Raw genomic sequence first — 16,000 nt, 5'->3', positions numbered from 1 at the left:
GACAGTGAGGTTCCGAAACCATGCCGTCATTTTATCGGAAGAGATAAAGAACTAGAAGAATTATATACCATGCTTGAGGAAAACCGTCATGTTTTTCTTTGCGGAATTTCCGGTATTGGTAAAAGCGAACTTGCCAAAGCCTACGCAAAACATTACAAAAAGTATTACACTAACATTCTATATGTAGAATATACAGGTGATCTTCATCAGGACATTACTGACATGGATTTTATTGATGATCCACCAGAAATCAACGAACAGGAACGGTTTCAAAGACATAACCGTTTTCTGCGTTCCCTGAAATCCGATACTCTGCTTATCATAGATAATTTTAATGTCACAGCTACACAGGACAGTTTTCTGTCAGTAGTATTAAAATACCGCTGTCAGATTTTATTTACGACCAGAAGTAATCTGAATGAATACTGTACTTTTCAATTAAAAGAAATAAAGGATATAAACATTCTTTTCCAACTGACATCTGCATTTTATTCAGAAGCAGACAAGTATCGTTCGACCGTCGAAAAAATCATAGAGACCGTACACTATCATACTTTTGCTGTAGAACTGGCTGCAAAACTTTTGGAAAATGGAATTTCAACTCCAGGTCAGTTATTAGCAAGACTTCAGGAAGAAAGAGCATCTCTCGATAATGAAGATAAAATTAAGATAATCAAGGATGGTCAAAGCAGTAAAGCCACTTATTATAGTCATATCCATACTCTATTTTCACTATATGCTTTATCCCGAAAACAGCAGGATATCATGTGCAATTTGTGTTTTCTTCCTTACACTGGTATTTCTGCCCGCATATTCGCCAAATGGCTGGAACTGCCTACCTTAAATGAAATTAACGACTTGATTGAAACTGGTTTTGTGCAGACAACTACACGTCACACAATCTCCCTGCATCCGATGATTCAGGAAATCACCCTTTCAGAGACAAAACCATCTGTAAGTAGCTGCCACATATTACTGGATTCTTTACGGAAAATATGTTTAATGCATGGAATGGAAGTCGATTATTACAAAAAGCTATTTCAAACAATCGGAAATATCATAGAATTGATTGAAAAGGATGATATGCCAAAGTATCTGCTTTTTCTGGAAAATGCATTTCCATACATGGATAACTATAACTACCACAAAGGTATGAATGGAATCATTCAGGAACTGACGGGGCTGTTAAAGACAAAAAACATTGGAACCGACTCTGACCGGGCATTATTACTAGATTTTCAGGCAACTCTTGAAACCAAATCTGAAAAAGCAATAAAACTGGAAAAGGATGCACTTGCCCAGATAGAAAATATCACTGCCGACAATGCTCGCCTTGTTTCCAACCTTCATGCCAATCTCGGTGGACTTTACCGCATGAACGGTCATCCCGATCTTGCAAGAGAACACATGGAAAAAAGTATCTCACTGCTTGACCAATTTAACTTGCTTCATATAAATGACAGCATACCTCAGATTGCCAATTATGCAATGTTCCTGACAGAACAGCAGGAACCCGAAAGAGGCATCTCTGAATTGCAAAAATTATCCGGCATCATCAAGGAATACCATTCCGATGATTGTCTGGATTATGCCAAAGTGCAGGAAACCCTTGGAACCATTTATCTGATGACTGCCAATCTTCCGCAAGCCAAAACACATTTTAAAAGAGCTTTCAAAATATATGAAAAGATCTGGGCTGATGAACCAGAAATGATTGAAGCAAAATATCAGGAAATTCAGGAGTTATATCCACAGATTGGATTTTGCATTGGAAAAAATCTATCCGGTCTTTTAACAAAATAAGCATACTTTACGGCGGGCAACTTGCCCGCCGTTATATTCAACTATTCGTCAAATAAATATATGCATCTTCCAAAGTGATATCATTATTCAGGACACAATTCTCATTTGGCTTTCCTTTGCTTAATACTTTCATATGAATTCCATTTTCTACATACTGCTTAGATGATATAGAATAATTGGCTTCTAACAAACGGGCTTCTTCTGCATTTTGTACCGTACAATTCCAAACACAGCCCTTTGCATTTTCCAGCAATCCACTCACGCTTCCGGAATATAAAAAACTTCCTTTTTTCATAATGGCAAGCTGTGTACAGGTTGCTGCTAAATCTTCTACTACATGAGTGGAAAACAGCACAGTTCTATCCTTTGAAAAATCAACCAGAAGATTGCGGATCCTAATCCTTTCTTCCGGATCTAACCCGGTGGTAGGTTCATCAATAATCAAAAAATCCGGATTATTAAGAAGTGCCTGTATGAGTCCGACACGTCTCTTCATACCACCAGATAATTGCCGCATTTTTTTATTCTGATGCTCTGTAAGAGAAGTCTTTTCCAGATAATAGGTAATTCTTTGTTCGAGGTCATTTCTGGATACTCCTGACAGTCCCCCCATATATACAAGGCATTCTTTCACCGTAAGATTCGGATATAAGTCGATTTCCTGTGGAAGATAACCAATCTTTTTCTGTATTTTTTCATAATTTCCCTCGTTATACAGAATTCCATCAATCGAAACCACTCCTTCCGTTTGTTTTAAAACGGTTGTAAGAACCCTCATCAGCGTGGTTTTTCCCGCACCATTCTCTCCCAAAAGTCCGTAAATTCCCTTGGGTATTTCAAGAGATGCCTTATTTACTGCAACTACACCATTTTTAAATCTAACTGTTAAATCATTTATTCTAATACTCATAATCTATCCTCTTTTCTTTAAAGCCATTGGTAATACTGCAAATAAAAACAGCCCCGTTATAAAAGACACAAGCGTTCCATAAATCCAACTCTCGGACATTAATTGAGTAGGTTCACAAAAGCTGAAAGAAAACAATCCCAGATTTCCGAAAAATGAACTTCCCGCTTTTGATATAAGTCCAATGACAATTCCAAATAAACATCCTATACCTGCCCACATATTTCCAAGCAATGTACACAAAATCACAGAGCATATACTCCAAAGCCAGATAGTTCCAAACATTGCAATGAAATATAAAAGAAATATCTGAATACCTGAAATGCCTTCGTTTACACTGCCCGGTTTTTGCCAGAAAAATAAAACATATCCAACACAGGAAAGTATTAATAAATATAATATTTGAACGCACACTCTCTGTGATATTACTTTTAACTGCTTTTTTTGATCATACAAATGAAATACATCGGCACGCTTACTTTTTACTTCCATCAAATATGTGTCACTACAAAAAATAATTGTTAAAAATGCTATTGGAGACTGAATTGCTGAACCGATTTCTTCATAGTATATAATCGGATGAATAACACACAATATCAGTATAAAGGCACATGAATAAAAAATCTTATATAACGACAGGCAGTTTTTGAGTTCCGTTTTCAATGAACCCTCCTCCTTTTCCAGATTGTAACAGAAATACATACTAATATAACAGATGCGATCACAAGCATAATCTGATTTATATTTGACATTTTGGCTGCATGTGTTTCAAAAAACCTGCCAGGAAATCGCACCATAATAGAGAACGGTCTCATATAATAAATATCATTCTTCTCGGTCAGCATATTTGAATATATAATGTGTAAAAACAAAACTGGTGCTGCCGGAAGCGGATTTTTAAATATTAATGCTGTAATTGTATAGACACAACATATCATCAAAAGATTCGGCACAATATAGATCAGAGAATTCACGCAAAAATCAATTGGTGTTACCGGAAATCCCGATTCTAAAGACGTTTTCAAACACAGCATAAAGAATATAACATTCAAAATCACTAATACTCCCAGCATACTAATGAATCCGCTTATTACTTTCCCACATATATATTGGATTGCCGTAACAGGCTTTGTATGTAATAATTCATAGGTACTTTTTCGTGTATCCTGAATAAATAAAAATGATAGCAAGACTGTTGCAAAAAAGGCCATATGCAATCCTGCAAAATCCGTGAACTTTTTGGCAAAGTACCAGGAAAAAGAATGTTCGGATAATTTCCGCTCGATATAATGATTGATTTCTTCTGCTGTCCCCTTATGAATTTCAAGGTCCTCATAAGCATATATTGCATTATAATAGCCATATTGGGATTCCAAAAACTCAGAAGCAGTCTTTACATCCATATTCTGAATTTCTTTCATTACATGATCCGCTTCCTGCCTGCTAAATCCAAAACCATTTTGGGAGGTGTCCATTAACGTCTCTTTGATCGTATCTTCCCACTCCCTTCTTCTTTCTTTATCATCAGATGTGGGAATGTACCCATCCATGACATCGGCATCTTCCAATTCTACATCATTTTGTGTGACCTGTTCATTCTGTTTGATATAATGAATTTGCAAATACGGTGACAGACATTGATACATACTGGCAACTATAATAATCAAGCCAATCCACAAAACAGGGTTCTTTAAATAATCAAGTATACTTCTTTTTATGATTGTTTTCATTGTATCTCTTCCTTTCTTTATTTCTTTAACAACATCATACAAATCAATTCTCAATAAATTCACAACAAAAAAGACTAAAACCACTTTATTTGTGATTTCAGCCTTATAAAGTATTTTTATTCAGCTTTGAAAAGAGCTTCTACATGAGCACCGCCTTGTCTGGCATTATATATTTTCAAATTTCCTCCATGCTTTTCACAGAAAATACGAGAAATATACATACCAAGGCCAAAATGCTTTAAATCATCTTGTGGATTCTTATGATAAAATGGTTCTGTTACTTTTTCCTCAGTATCCACAAATCCTATTCCATCATCTTCAACAGAAATTATAAGAAAACCATCCTTTTTCTTTATCTGCAAAGCAATACTTTTTTGTGCATATCGAACCGCATTTTCCAGTAAGTTGTCTGTCACTTCCATGACAAGTTCCTCATCCACTTTCACAATGTTTTGTTCCTGCACTCTTTCTACCTTACATAATTTACTTTCCTTCTTGGACAGCATGGCAGCTTCTGCCTCAATCTTTTTTGCCAGTTCCGATAATTCTATCTCTGAGCATTGCAGTTCCCTCTGTTCTAAATGGGACATTTTTCTCATGTTTTCCGTGAAATGCTCTATACGGTCAATCTGATACATGCCTGTTTGTAAGATATCAATAACATCCTCTGTTTTTATACTCTCAGCAGAAACAAACTCTAAGAGCATTTCCTGATACCCACGCAATATGGAAAGTGGAGAACGTATATCATGTGCAATTGCATTCCGCAAAGCCTTCTCGTCATCAATCATTCGCCACATCTTTCTGTTGTTATCTGATAAATCACTTCGCATCATTTCAAATTCTTTACACAAAGTTCCCATCTCATCTTTATTTTCATAGGACACATGAAAATCCAGTTCATTATCTGCAATCATTTGTGAGGCATCTTTTAGTTCCTGTAGAGGTGTCTTTAACTTATTTTTATAAAAAAAGAATACCGCAACAACACTCCCAACAATCGAAAAAATCAGTACCGAATATGTTTCCATAAAGTCACACATTTCCGAAAGATGATGGTCCAAACGATTCATCTGTGATTGATTAGGTCTTGATATCTCAATCTCGTATTTCTTTCCATATTGCTGAAACACGTCCGTATAATCTGCATACTCAATATATTTTTCCCATATTTTATTCTGCATATTTCTTGCAAAATGAACTGTAAATCCAGATAACAGAAATGCTGCCGTTAAGCTGATCACAAAATAAAGCAGAATTGTTTTTTTCAGTGACAAGTTTCTTATTTTTTCCATCGGTATCCAATCCCCCATACAGTTTCTATGTATTCTTTTTCTGAATAATCCGCTATTTTTTTCCTTATACGCCGTACTAATTCCGTTATCGTTCTACTGTCCCCTTCCGCATCATATCCACAGACTTGTGCATATATACGTTCTTTATCAAACACCTGCCCTGGATGCATGGATAAGAATTCAATAATCTGATATTCAATTTTTGTGAACTCCATCCTGTGTCCAGCTATAGCTACTATTTTTTCAGAATAATCAATCAGCATTTCATCCATGAAACGGTATTCCGTTTTTTGTTGATGCCTTTCTTCTCTCTTTATGTTTGTAACAATCCTCGCTTCCAACTCCCGAAGACTAAATGGTTTCGTAATATAATCATCCCCACCTGAAAGCAACCCATTAATTTTATCATCTTCGTCAACTCTTGCTGTTAGAAATAAAATTGGACATAACACTTTACTGCGTATCAGACGACATACTTCAATCCCATCCATGCGTGGCATATTGATATCCAACAAAATAATATCCGGTTTCATTTTTATTTTATTTAATGCTTCCATTCCATCTGTAGCCGTAATGGTTTCATATTGTTTCATATTAAAATAACTACAAAGCATTTTCACCAATTCTTTATCATCATCGACAACTAAAATCTTGTATTTCATCCAAACCACCTCCAGTATCCATATTATACGATAAAAAACAATGAAATCACAACAAGAGTACATGAAGAACGTAAGCACAATATATCTTTTTTCTCAATTCCTGCTCAATTTCCCCTCAATGCCTTTTTCCTCCGATCTTCGTATGCTTATCTCACAGCAGAGCAGTACCACACCGGTACGACCTGCTGAATCAATCAATACGAAAACGGAGGTATTTTTTATGCGAGAACTCAGAAACACAAAAATCATTGCTGTAGATCATGGCTACGGCAATATGAAAACAGCAAACATCGTCACACCAACCGGCATCAAAGCCTATGAAACCGAACCAATCTTCACCGGGAATATTCTGGAATATAACGGCATTTACTACCGGATTGGCGAAGGACACAAAGAATTTATCCCGGATAAAGCTATGGACGAAGAATATTATCTTCTGACGCTAATGGCTATTGCAAGGGAACTGAATGTCTTTTCCATCCGTGAAGCAGATGTTCATCTGGCTGCCGGACTCCCTCTGACATGGATCTGAACTCAAAGAGAAGCTTTTCGTTCCTATCTGCTCCAGAATCCAGAAGTCCGTTACCTTTTTAACAGCAAAGAGTATCATCTCCACTTTGTGGGATGCAGCCTTTACCCACAGGGGTATCCGGCTATCGTAAACCAACTTGGAGATTTCAAGGGAACCAATCTCCTTGCAGATATCGGAAACGGAACCATGAACATTCTGTATATCAACAATAAGAAAGCGCAGGAGAGCCGATGCTGGACAGAAAAACTTGGTGTAAACCAATGCATGATTGCTGCAAAGAACGCTGTTCTGGACAAATTCGGAGTGAAAATTGAAGAATCCACAGTAGAACAGATTCTGCGGTTTGGAACAGCTGACATTTCAGCACCATATCTGGATTGTATCAGTTCTATTGCCAGACAGTATGTGGCAGAACTTTTTTCCACGCTCCGCAAATATGAATACAATCCTGACCTGATGCGCCTGTATGTGGTTGGCGGCGGTGGATGCCTGTTCCGTAACTTCGGAACGTATGACAAATCACGAGTCACCATCATTGATGACATCTGCGCCACCGCTAAAGGTTACGAATCTCTTGCTTATATGAGCCTGAAAAGGAGGGGATAAACCATGCAGAACAATATCCGCAACACAAACCTGCGTTTTAATCTGGACAAAGAACAGCAGCGGAGAGCCTGGGAATATTTACAGACAATGGACAGGCAGGATTTTAAATCTTACAGTCAGGTAATCTCTCTTGCACTGGTAGATTATTTTGACCGCTACTACCGCACACGGGCTGATCCTTATCTGGAAACAAGAGAACGGGAAGAACTTTTTGTGAAACAGATTGTAGATGCAGTGGAAAACAGTCTGAAACAGGCATTGCCACTTTTTCTTTCCGGACTGACTGCAGGCATGGCGCAAAGGGAGCCCCAAATCAGGTAATGTCATGATGCCAAGGTCAAAAGGTCTAAATCCACATGAGCTTGCTCATAAGTGGATGAAAGGCCTTGGGACCCGCCCCAATATGAGCCTAAAAGTGGGATGACAATCCCACGATATGCGAGAGGCTCGTCCGATAACATAACGGAGAGGATCCCCAACCGCTCAATTCCCACCGTATTCCAGAAATCCGCCCCGCTGTCCGCCTTTTTCCGCTCAAAGGACACAACGCCCACCGGCCGGAGCATCCTGTGCTTCAGCACAGGCTTTAATTTTTCAGCCTTGCCCAAAAAAGAATCATTGTTTTTTACCTGTCCCATACTGTCATTTCTCCTGTTCTCCCACGCTTTCGGACATGCCGCACCGCGGCACAAACAACAGTTGAAATCCGTGAAGAGCAAATCAACATTTCCGATGCTCCTCCCAGAATGCGACTGCATCCCGCAGCCAGCCCTCTGCCGCAGTATCTATCCCCAGGCCAAAGCCATGACCCAGCTTATCATACATGACGATATCGACATTTTCCTGCCCCAGCGCTTTCCTGATGTCCGGGATGATCTTCTCCACGGCCGCAAAACCGGTAGGGTCATCCCGCCCGACCCTGGAAAATATAGCAAGCCCCTTGTCCTCCTCGTGAACCTTAAGCTCCCAGTGCAGGCCATAGATGGGGAAGATGGCGGCGGGCCTTGGCAGATTATGTTTATGGCAGCAGTCCTTATAATCAGAAAATGCGTAGGCTGTCGTCATCAGGCCTCCAGCGGAGAACCCGAACATACCAAAGCCGTCCATCGTATAGCCGTACTCTGCCTGATGCCCTATCAGATACCTTACCGCCGGCAGCACATCCTTGGATGCCTCCCCGCCCTTGGCCTGCGGTTCGGTTTCATGCAGCTCCACATTCACACGGTAGACCAGCACAAACGCACTGTATCCCCTCCTGTGCAGCTCCATGGCTGCCGGGATGCTCTCCAAATAAGAGGCTACGCCGTCAAACCCGCCGCCCGCAATCAGCACAGCCACGGGCTTCCCTGGCTCCCCCTGGAACAGGATCCCCTGTACCTTTCCCTTGTCGGGATCACGCCTTACCTCATCCTCCGCATAAAGCCCGCTGATGAAATGCACCTTTTTCAGCCCTTTCTGCTCCACGACATAGTTGAAACCATCCACGATGCTCTGCGCCTGTGCGGGCTGCCCGATAAGATTGCACAAACCATGGACGCTCATGCCTGACATGGCATATATTTCCTTTGGCGACCCGGTCTTCATAAAAAGCTCCGGCCTGCCCTCCCATACGGGATGCTGCAGGAAGAACGCAATCTTGTCATTGATCGTAGCCCTGCGGAACCCTCCCGCGACATTGTAAAACTCCGATTCCTTTACCTTCGGCATATGCTTGACGCCTAAGATTGCCGGCCAGAACAGCCCTTTGTACTTACCCATGTTTTTTTCCTCCTTATCTATTTCAGAACGGTCTCGGAAACTCCATAAAACCCGAATCTCCGCTCTTTTTGTACTTGTTACTTTTTTCGTTTCCTCCCATTTTCAGAGAGGGATTTTAAATTTTTTCAGCAAATTTCCAAAAAACTATTGTCATTTCTCGTGAATTGTGCGCCATTCACTACACGTTGATATTCCACTCCTTTTGCGGTTTACCAGTGCCAAAAGACATGATTCTGTCAGTTTTCTGGTAGCTTTCCATGAATTTGAAAAACACATGCCCGACCTGCACATATCAAATATGTGCCTTGATTCTGCCATGGATAACTATCCAACATATAAGCGGACTCTTTCCCCAATAGCGTTTGTTTCAGCTCTCATTCAAGATGGCTGCTTACCATGTCTTTTTTTACTGCAGCTCTTCTAAACATCATCTCCTCCGCTCGCAAACCACTGTATTACTGATTTGCTGGAATACTCTCTGAATTATATCAATTATTTATTGAGTTTCCGAGACTACTCTGCGAATAATTGGGAGGATTGTGGGAGTGCAAAGCACGGAACAATCCGTAGGCATCATAGTTGGGGGCTTTTGACCCCAACATCTTTAAAAAAGGTCAGATGTTTTATAATTTTATAAAACACTTGACCTCTCAAAATTCACTCTTCCTGTTCTTGAAAAAATTATTTCCGATGTGCCTCCCAGAATTCCACTGCCTCTTCAAACCAATGAGGTACTATGGTATTGGAACCAATACCAAATCCATGTCCGAGATTATCGTAAATCCGTACAGACACATTGTCCTCACCCAACACGGATTTCAATTGCGGAAGTCTCTTCTCTACATTTCCGAATCCGTATTCATCCTCGCGCCCTGCGATGGAAAATACCGCCAGTCCCTTATCCTGCTCAAGCGCTTTCACATTCCAGTCCAGACCATACATCGGGAAAATCACTTTCGGTCTCGGCAGTTTTACTTTGTGACAGCAGTCCTCGTAATTTGCGAAGGAATATGCCGTAGTCATCATGCCGCCTGCCGAGAAACCGAATATCGCATAGTCATCCATATCCACAGACAGTTCCTGCTCATGCTCCTTCAGATAACGGATTACCTGCACCAGCTCCCTGACCGCTGCCTGCCCCTGTTTTTCATGTTCCGTTTCTCCCAGCTGTTTGCCAATCGGGTAACTGATTACCAATACGGAGTACCCCAACTTGTGTAATTTCATTGCCACGGGATATCCCTCGCAGTCCGTCACATTACTGATAAATCCACCTCCGGGAACGACCACCGCCAACGGTTTTCCTTGCTTTCCTTTGTAAAACATTCCGGTCAAATGAGACTGATATGGATTCTGTTCTATCATTTCTTTCGAGTTAATATCGGAAATCAACTGCGCCTCTCCACTTTCCACAAGCCGGGTCAGGTAATTAAAAGCCTCCAGTGCATTTTCCATCTGATCACTTCTGCCCTGCGCTTTTAGAAAATCTGCATATTTTGCCGGGGCAATCGCTTTTAACACGTTATCCTCAACATTAAAAAACATATGCTTATAGCCGCCAAACACCGGATGCTGCATAAAAAATGCCATTTTATCATCTTTTTCCGCTTTCCGGAATGTTCCGTCTGCCTGATAATAATCTTTCTTTTTTATATTCGGAAAACCGCCGATGCCAAACAGTGCCGGCAGAAACATCGCATTTTTCTTATAAACATACCCCACAAAGCCGACTGCTAAAATGAGCAGCACGAGCATTATCATTGCCAGAATTTTCATATGTTCTTTTCCTCCTTATCTCTTGCCCAAAATTGTCCTGCGTGCGCCACTGCCGTAAAATCTTCCGGCTTTACCGGAGCATCACATATCACTCTCACATAGCGGAAACCATGATATGTAAAATGCGGTCTGTACTCTGCGGGTTTCCCGTTAGATATATATACATCCGTCTGTGTATGACCTGTCATGTCAGCACCAGCTATATTATTAAAATAATTCCCCTGAGAATCCTTGGTCTCAAAGTGATCTAGTATCAACTTTGTTCCTGCGGGCAAATCCACCTTTACCCGCAGTACACCTGCCAGATTCTGACCGAAATCGATAATGGTCTCTCCCTTTGGGCTTACCTCCATACCGACCGCCTCCACTTCTTTCACCGGCCGCACAGGTTCACCATACTGTACCATCGGCAACTTTCAACTTATCGTCAGAGAGAACTGTCTCAAATGTGCCGTCTTCATACTCAATTCTCGTTTCAAACAACACTGCGCACTCCACTCCCTTTTCATAAAACCTGTTTCAAAGGAGGATGTGGCGGTGGCGGTATCACCGGTGTTATCCGTCGCTGTGGTTGTTTACTTTTAATCTTGACAGTTCCATCGCATTCTCCTTCAATATGTTACTTATTGCTGCGCGCTGCGATTGCCGTGTGCATTTCCTCTACTGCTTTTTTATCCAACGTATACTGTGTACCAAAAAGAATCGCCCCTGCGGCAGTCAGGATAGTCGGAAGTATCAGTACGCAGAGGATAATTCCTGTATTGATACTCTCCGGCTGGGCAACCGAGCCGGTAACAAAACCTGTAGCTGCCAATACATACCCCGGAATCGCTCCTCCGAGTCCCTGCGCCACTTTTGTAATAAAAGATGTAAGCGATGCGATCGCCGCTTCTGCACGTTTTCCGGTTTTATACTGCACGTAAGTAGTATTATCTGCCTGTATACTGGTTGTCAGCGGTGCTATACATCCGCCTGCCACACCTCCTGCCACTGTACTAATATAGATCAAAAGCATAGATCTCACATCAATCAAACGCAGTGCGGAAAACAGGATGGATACGACGATTGCCATTACAAAAATCTGTTTCTTTCCAAACCGGTTTGCCAGAATTGGTCCAAGGAAAATTCCCACCAGAGCAGTTATCATTGAAACAAGTGACACCCCTGACATAAGCGTCATATCACCCAATATATATGTGTAAAAATAAGCGCCGGCTCCTCCTGCTATATTACTGCCCACCCCGACTACCAGTGCCACTAAAAACAGTGCCCAGACAGGTTTATACCGCAAAAACTGTAACAATTCCCTGAATGTATAACTTTCTTCTTTTTTTCCTTCAAAAGCTACTCTTTCCTTTACACAAAGAGCCCCTGCAATAGATAAAACCAACACCATGGCCATGGAACCGAAAATTAACACGTAATAGTTCTGTAACGTTCCTTCCGCCACAAGAATCGGTGCTGCCACAGCCAGTACCGCGCTACCTATCATTGTTCCCAACGCGTTGAAAAGTGACAAACTGTTTCTCTCCTTGTCATCCGCGCTCATGACCGGGAGCAAACTGTTCTTGGAGATATCCATAATATCAAACGTCCAGCCCAGCAGCAGATACGTCACATACACAATCACATATTTTCCGACCGGAATCCAGACTGCGCCAAACCACAGTAAAATATAATTTATAACACAGATGATTGTTCCCAGAATAATCATAGGGCGAAATTTTCCCATTTTTGTTACCGGAAATTTGTCCAGAAAATATCCCATAATCGGGTCGCTGATTCCATCCACCACCTTGGATATTAAAAACAGGGTCGCCAGTTCTGCCGGTTCCAGACCAACCACATTCGTATAGTAAATCATAAAGAATCCTGACAATAATCCCATCAGTGGAATATTTCCCGCACATACCATAAATAAGCCCATTTTTTCCACGATACTAACCTTTTGTTTTTTACTCTTCTCACTCATTTGTTCTCTCCTCGTTAATATTGTGATAATGCTGTATTCAACATCTCTGTCTGCCCTTCATCCATCGGTCCGGAAAACATCTCCGCCACCTGTCGAAACGACAGTCCATAGACCGCATCCGGTATCATATCCACCTCGGTCATCGTCGACAAAAATGCCCGTATCTGCGGATGGTTCAGCAAATCTTCCAGCTTTGACTCCACGCTGTATATTTTCTTTAACTTCTCAGTTGCCTCATATACGACTTCATAGTTTCCTGCAGTGATATAACAAATACCGTTCACCACTGTTGCGAATAGTGGATTTGTCTTATCTTCAAACAGAATCTCCGGAGCATGCGGCAATCGCACCTCGCCTTCTCCGCCAAACGGAATCGTAATTTTGATTCTAATCCTGTTATCCTCCATAATTTCCCAGCTGCATGCATACTGTCCGACGGCCGAATCATACACTGCCTCTGCCCTTCTCAAATCATAATGGACATTCGGACAAATTGCAATCCTTCTTCCTCCCGGAGATTCTTCCAAAAGATGGATTCCTCCCACATGGCGGAACATCCATTCCAGAATCGCCCCGTAAGAATAATGGTTGAGACTGTTCATTCCGGTACTGGATATCTTACCGTCTTCATCCAGTGAATTCCATCGTTCCCAGACTGTGGTGGCTCCCAGTTTCACTTCGTGCAGCCACCCCGGATACTCCTCGTTCAAAAGCAGGCGGTAGGCGGTATCCGTCATTCCGTTATCGGTCAACACATTGCACAAAAGAGAGGTTCCCACAAATCCGGTATTCAATTTGTTTCTGCTCTCGCGGAAAAGTTTCTTTAACATCTCTCTGGTCAGCTCTTCGTCCTCTGACAAATGATATTTCAGAGCCAGCAGAAGACCCGTCTGTGTCTTTTCCGCGCATCTTCCGGTCGGGGTAAAATATTCTTCTTTTACCACACGCCATTGTTTTTCGGCGATTTCCCGATATTGTTTTTCCTCTTCCTTTCGCCCGAGAACCGCCGCTGCCTTCGCTGTAAGCTCCGCGCTTGCCGCATAATAAATATCCGCAATATAGCCTTCATCGGTCGCTCCGTATACATTTCCCGCCGCGGCTCCCACCCGGTCAAGCGCCAGCCAGTCTCCGTAATGGAAGGAATGTCTCCATCCGTGGTGCTCTCCGTCCACCTTACGGATATAGTCCACCCAAGCCTTCATACTGTCAAACTGCTGTTCCAATATGGCAGCATCCCCGCTGAACAGATAGACATTCCACGGAACGATACAGGCCGCATCGCCCCATGCACAGGAACATTTCGACGGACCGAAGGTCGGCACCACCTCCGGAACCATCCCTCCGGCAATCAGCTGTTCCTTATACAAATCGTACAGATATTTTCTGTAAAATGCATAGGTATCCGCCAGATAACATGCCGTACCCGAAAACACCTGTGTGTCGCCTGTCCATCCCATGCGCTCATCTCTCTGCGGACAGTCTGTCGGCACATCTAAGAAATTATCCTTCATGCCCCATTCCACATTGGAAATCAACTGATTTACCAGTTCATTTCCTGTCTGTATACTACCGGTACCTTCGTAATCACTGTAGAGTGCCATTCCCGTAAAATCTTCACAGGAGACATTGGTTACCCCGCTGATTTTTACATACCGGTATCCGTAAAATGTAAAATGCGGAACAATGTCTTTTTCTTCCCCGTCAGAGATATACACATATTCCGACAAAGCGGTTCTTAAGTTTTCGTTATAAAAACATCCGTCCTGCAGGATTTCGCCTGTCTGGATTCTGATTTCTTTTCCTTTCGGCTCATGGACATGAAGTTTGAAAATCCCGGTAATCTCCTGCCCTAAGTCAAACACCCATTCATCCTTCGGGGTGTGAATCAGTTCCTTCGGTGTAAACTGTTCATGCACAGTCACCGGAAGGGACAGCCGCTCCGTCAGTCGCCCCTGCGGCGCCTCCGCAAGCTGCGCGCTGACAGGTTCGACAGGTTCCAAGGTATCATCCCGTTTCTCCCCGTCATATATATTGGAAAAAAACAGATTGCTCCTTGTCACTTCCCATGTGTCATCCGTGCCGATTATCTCTTGTGTGCCATCCTCATATTCCAGATGCACCTCTACCAGCAGTTTCCACTCGTCGCCGTAAAATCCTTTCTGTTCTGTCTGATTGAGCCCGAACCTCCCTTTGTACCACCCATTCCCCAAAAGAACGGACAACACACCTTCGCGCTGCATCTGCGCGGTCACATCATACGTCTGATACTGTAACCACTGATTGTAGTTATTGCAGTACGGGGTCAGATATTCTTCCCCAATTTTCGCGGATTTTAAAATATCTGTTTCGGTTTTCTCTCCATCCGTAAAATATGCCTCATAAAGCCCCAGTCCGCAGAGATAGAGACGGGCTTTTTTTACCTTTCCACGGGGAATGATTCGCTTTGAGAAAATGGGATGGCGTTCCATCCTGCTGTCGCAGGTAATCCATTTTCCCACCCACGGCTCGTCCCTCTTTGCCGTCTCAAAGAACTGTACGTCGGACTCCAGCACTTCGTCTGCGTCCGTAGTAACGATTACCTTCCAGTAATATCTGGTACAAGGCTCCAGATTCATCTCCGCTTTTACAGCCAGACTGTCGAGCTTTGCCTCCCCGGTGTCCCAAAGAACATCCGCGAAGGTTTCATCCTTTGCCACAAGGATTCTGGCACATCTCTGGTTCTTTCCCCTGCATTCTCTGACCTTCCACGAAAAAACCACCGGATTCAGTAAAAATCCCACCGGATTCGTGATATGATTTGTTTTTGCTGCGTAAATCTGATTCATATTGCCGTTTTCTAAGCTCCTTCCTTTTTTCATTGTGTACACTGTAATTCGAGTATAATGGATTTGCCTCATAAAATCATTTACGGAATTTCATCATTTTACCTACCAAGCTTAAGATTTCAGCTCTTTGTTTA

13 protein-coding genes and 1 pseudogene are annotated in these 16,000 nt (G+C 42.2%); 3 read left to right on the top strand and 11 right to left on the bottom strand.

Going from position 1 to position 16,000, the window contains the following annotated elements:
• Positions 1-1,803: tetratricopeptide repeat protein (locus DXD92_RS18975; RefSeq protein WP_243104869.1), on the top strand; the 1,803-nt coding region annotated here is incomplete at its 5' end.
• Positions 1,804-1,840: 37 nt separating this feature from the next.
• Here DXD92_RS18975 and DXD92_RS08160 read toward each other — a convergent pair.
• The 5 genes from DXD92_RS08160 to DXD92_RS08140 all read right to left on the bottom strand — a co-directional run bounded on the left by DXD92_RS08160 (position 1,841) and on the right by DXD92_RS08140 (position 6,397).
• Positions 1,841-2,713 carry an ATP-binding cassette domain-containing protein gene (locus DXD92_RS08160; RefSeq protein WP_117802665.1) on the bottom strand — a complete coding sequence of 291 codons (873 nt, stop codon included), beginning with the start codon at positions 2,711-2,713 and terminating at the stop codon, positions 1,841-1,843.
• 3 nt (positions 2,714-2,716) lie between these two features.
• Positions 2,717-3,373 carry a transporter gene (locus DXD92_RS08155; RefSeq protein ID WP_243002043.1) on the bottom strand — a complete coding sequence of 219 codons (657 nt, stop codon included), beginning with the start codon at positions 3,371-3,373 and terminating at the stop codon, positions 2,717-2,719.
• Positions 3,370-4,440: an ABC transporter permease subunit gene (locus tag DXD92_RS08150; RefSeq protein WP_117509306.1), complete on the bottom strand. Its 1,071-nt coding sequence runs from the start codon at positions 4,438-4,440 to the stop codon at positions 3,370-3,372. The genes DXD92_RS08155 and DXD92_RS08150 overlap by 4 nt, the downstream gene beginning before the upstream one ends.
• 116 nt (positions 4,441-4,556) lie before the next feature.
• Positions 4,557-5,735 carry a HAMP domain-containing sensor histidine kinase gene (locus DXD92_RS08145; protein ID WP_118640374.1) on the bottom strand — a complete coding sequence of 393 codons (1,179 nt, stop codon included), beginning with the start codon at positions 5,733-5,735 and terminating at the stop codon, positions 4,557-4,559.
• Positions 5,723-6,397, bottom strand: a complete 675-nt coding sequence (locus tag DXD92_RS08140) for a response regulator transcription factor (protein ID WP_014080778.1) — start codon at positions 6,395-6,397, stop codon at positions 5,723-5,725. The genes DXD92_RS08145 and DXD92_RS08140 overlap by 13 nt, the downstream gene beginning before the upstream one ends.
• A gap of 220 nt (positions 6,398-6,617) precedes the next feature.
• On the opposite strand from DXD92_RS08140, the pseudogene DXD92_RS19490 reads away from it, so the two are divergent.
• Together DXD92_RS19490 and DXD92_RS08130 are read left to right on the top strand one after the other, a co-directional pair.
• A pseudogene (locus DXD92_RS19490) lies at positions 6,618-7,535 on the top strand (ParM/StbA family protein).
• 3 nt (positions 7,536-7,538) lie between these two features.
• Positions 7,539-7,856 carry a hypothetical protein gene (locus DXD92_RS08130; RefSeq protein WP_010782300.1) on the top strand — a complete coding sequence of 106 codons (318 nt, stop codon included), beginning with the start codon at positions 7,539-7,541 and terminating at the stop codon, positions 7,854-7,856.
• A 2-nt stretch (positions 7,857-7,858) separates the two neighbouring features.
• Here the strand turns inward: DXD92_RS08130 and DXD92_RS18520 are convergent, their stop codons facing one another.
• The 6 genes from DXD92_RS18520 to DXD92_RS08100 form a co-directional block, all read right to left on the bottom strand.
• Complete coding sequence (locus DXD92_RS18520) at positions 7,859-8,173, bottom strand: hypothetical protein (RefSeq protein ID WP_010782299.1); 315 nt, start codon at positions 8,171-8,173, stop codon at positions 7,859-7,861.
• 82 nt (positions 8,174-8,255) lie between these two features.
• On the bottom strand, positions 8,256-9,086 hold the full coding sequence (locus DXD92_RS08125) for an alpha/beta hydrolase (protein ID WP_147326096.1): 831 nt from the start codon (positions 9,084-9,086) through the stop codon (positions 8,256-8,258).
• A gap of 888 nt (positions 9,087-9,974) precedes the next feature.
• Positions 9,975-11,069 carry an alpha/beta hydrolase gene (locus DXD92_RS08115; RefSeq protein ID WP_055267539.1) on the bottom strand — a complete coding sequence of 365 codons (1,095 nt, stop codon included), beginning with the start codon at positions 11,067-11,069 and terminating at the stop codon, positions 9,975-9,977.
• Positions 11,066-11,476 carry a family 78 glycoside hydrolase catalytic domain gene (locus tag DXD92_RS08110; RefSeq protein ID WP_081633645.1) on the bottom strand — a complete coding sequence of 137 codons (411 nt, stop codon included), beginning with the start codon at positions 11,474-11,476 and terminating at the stop codon, positions 11,066-11,068. Before DXD92_RS08110 ends, DXD92_RS08115 begins: the two co-directional genes overlap by 4 nt.
• A 212-nt stretch (positions 11,477-11,688) precedes the next feature.
• A complete protein-coding gene (locus DXD92_RS08105) occupies positions 11,689-13,041 on the bottom strand; it encodes an MFS transporter (protein ID WP_118640373.1) in 1,353 nt (450 codons plus the stop codon).
• A 14-nt stretch (positions 13,042-13,055) separates the two neighbouring features.
• Positions 13,056-15,866 (bottom strand): alpha-L-rhamnosidase, encoded by a 2,811-nt coding sequence (locus DXD92_RS08100; RefSeq protein WP_055267552.1) that lies wholly within the window; start codon positions 15,864-15,866, stop codon positions 13,056-13,058.
• Between the last annotated feature and the right edge of the window lie 134 nt (positions 15,867-16,000).

This window comes from Blautia sp. TM10-2, from assembly GCF_003480845.1.
Lineage (GTDB): Bacteria > Bacillota > Clostridia > Lachnospirales > Lachnospiraceae > Fusicatenibacter > Fusicatenibacter saccharivorans.
Note: the sequence above shows the minus strand (reverse complement) of the source record. Positions and strands in the feature narration are given on the sequence as shown.

Excerpts from the sequence above, each read along its gene's own strand:
- DXD92_RS08160 (WP_117802665.1), bottom strand. The coding sequence starts at position 2,713 with ATGAGTATTAGAATAAATGATTTAACAGTTAGATTTAAAAATGGTGTA.
- DXD92_RS08150 (WP_117509306.1), bottom strand. The coding sequence starts at position 4,440 with ATGAAAACAATCATAAAAAGAAGTATACTTGATTATTTAAAGAACCCT.
- DXD92_RS08145 (WP_118640374.1), bottom strand. The coding sequence starts at position 5,735 with ATGGAAAAAATAAGAAACTTGTCACTGAAAAAAACAATTCTGCTTTAT.
- DXD92_RS08140 (WP_014080778.1), bottom strand. The coding sequence starts at position 6,397 with ATGAAATACAAGATTTTAGTTGTCGATGATGATAAAGAATTGGTGAAA.
- DXD92_RS08130 (WP_010782300.1), top strand. The coding sequence starts at position 7,539 with ATGCAGAACAATATCCGCAACACAAACCTGCGTTTTAATCTGGACAAA.
- DXD92_RS18520 (WP_010782299.1), bottom strand. The coding sequence starts at position 8,173 with ATGGGACAGGTAAAAAACAATGATTCTTTTTTGGGCAAGGCTGAAAAA.
- DXD92_RS08125 (WP_147326096.1), bottom strand. The coding sequence starts at position 9,086 with ATGTCAGGCATGAGCGTCCATGGTTTGTGCAATCTTATCGGGCAGCCC.
- DXD92_RS08115 (WP_055267539.1), bottom strand. The coding sequence starts at position 11,069 with ATGAAAATTCTGGCAATGATAATGCTCGTGCTGCTCATTTTAGCAGTC.
- DXD92_RS08110 (WP_081633645.1), bottom strand. The coding sequence starts at position 11,476 with ATGGTACAGTATGGTGAACCTGTGCGGCCGGTGAAAGAAGTGGAGGCG.
- DXD92_RS08105 (WP_118640373.1), bottom strand. The coding sequence starts at position 13,041 with ATGAGTGAGAAGAGTAAAAAACAAAAGGTTAGTATCGTGGAAAAAATG.
- DXD92_RS08100 (WP_055267552.1), bottom strand. The coding sequence starts at position 15,866 with ATGAATCAGATTTACGCAGCAAAAACAAATCATATCACGAATCCGGTG.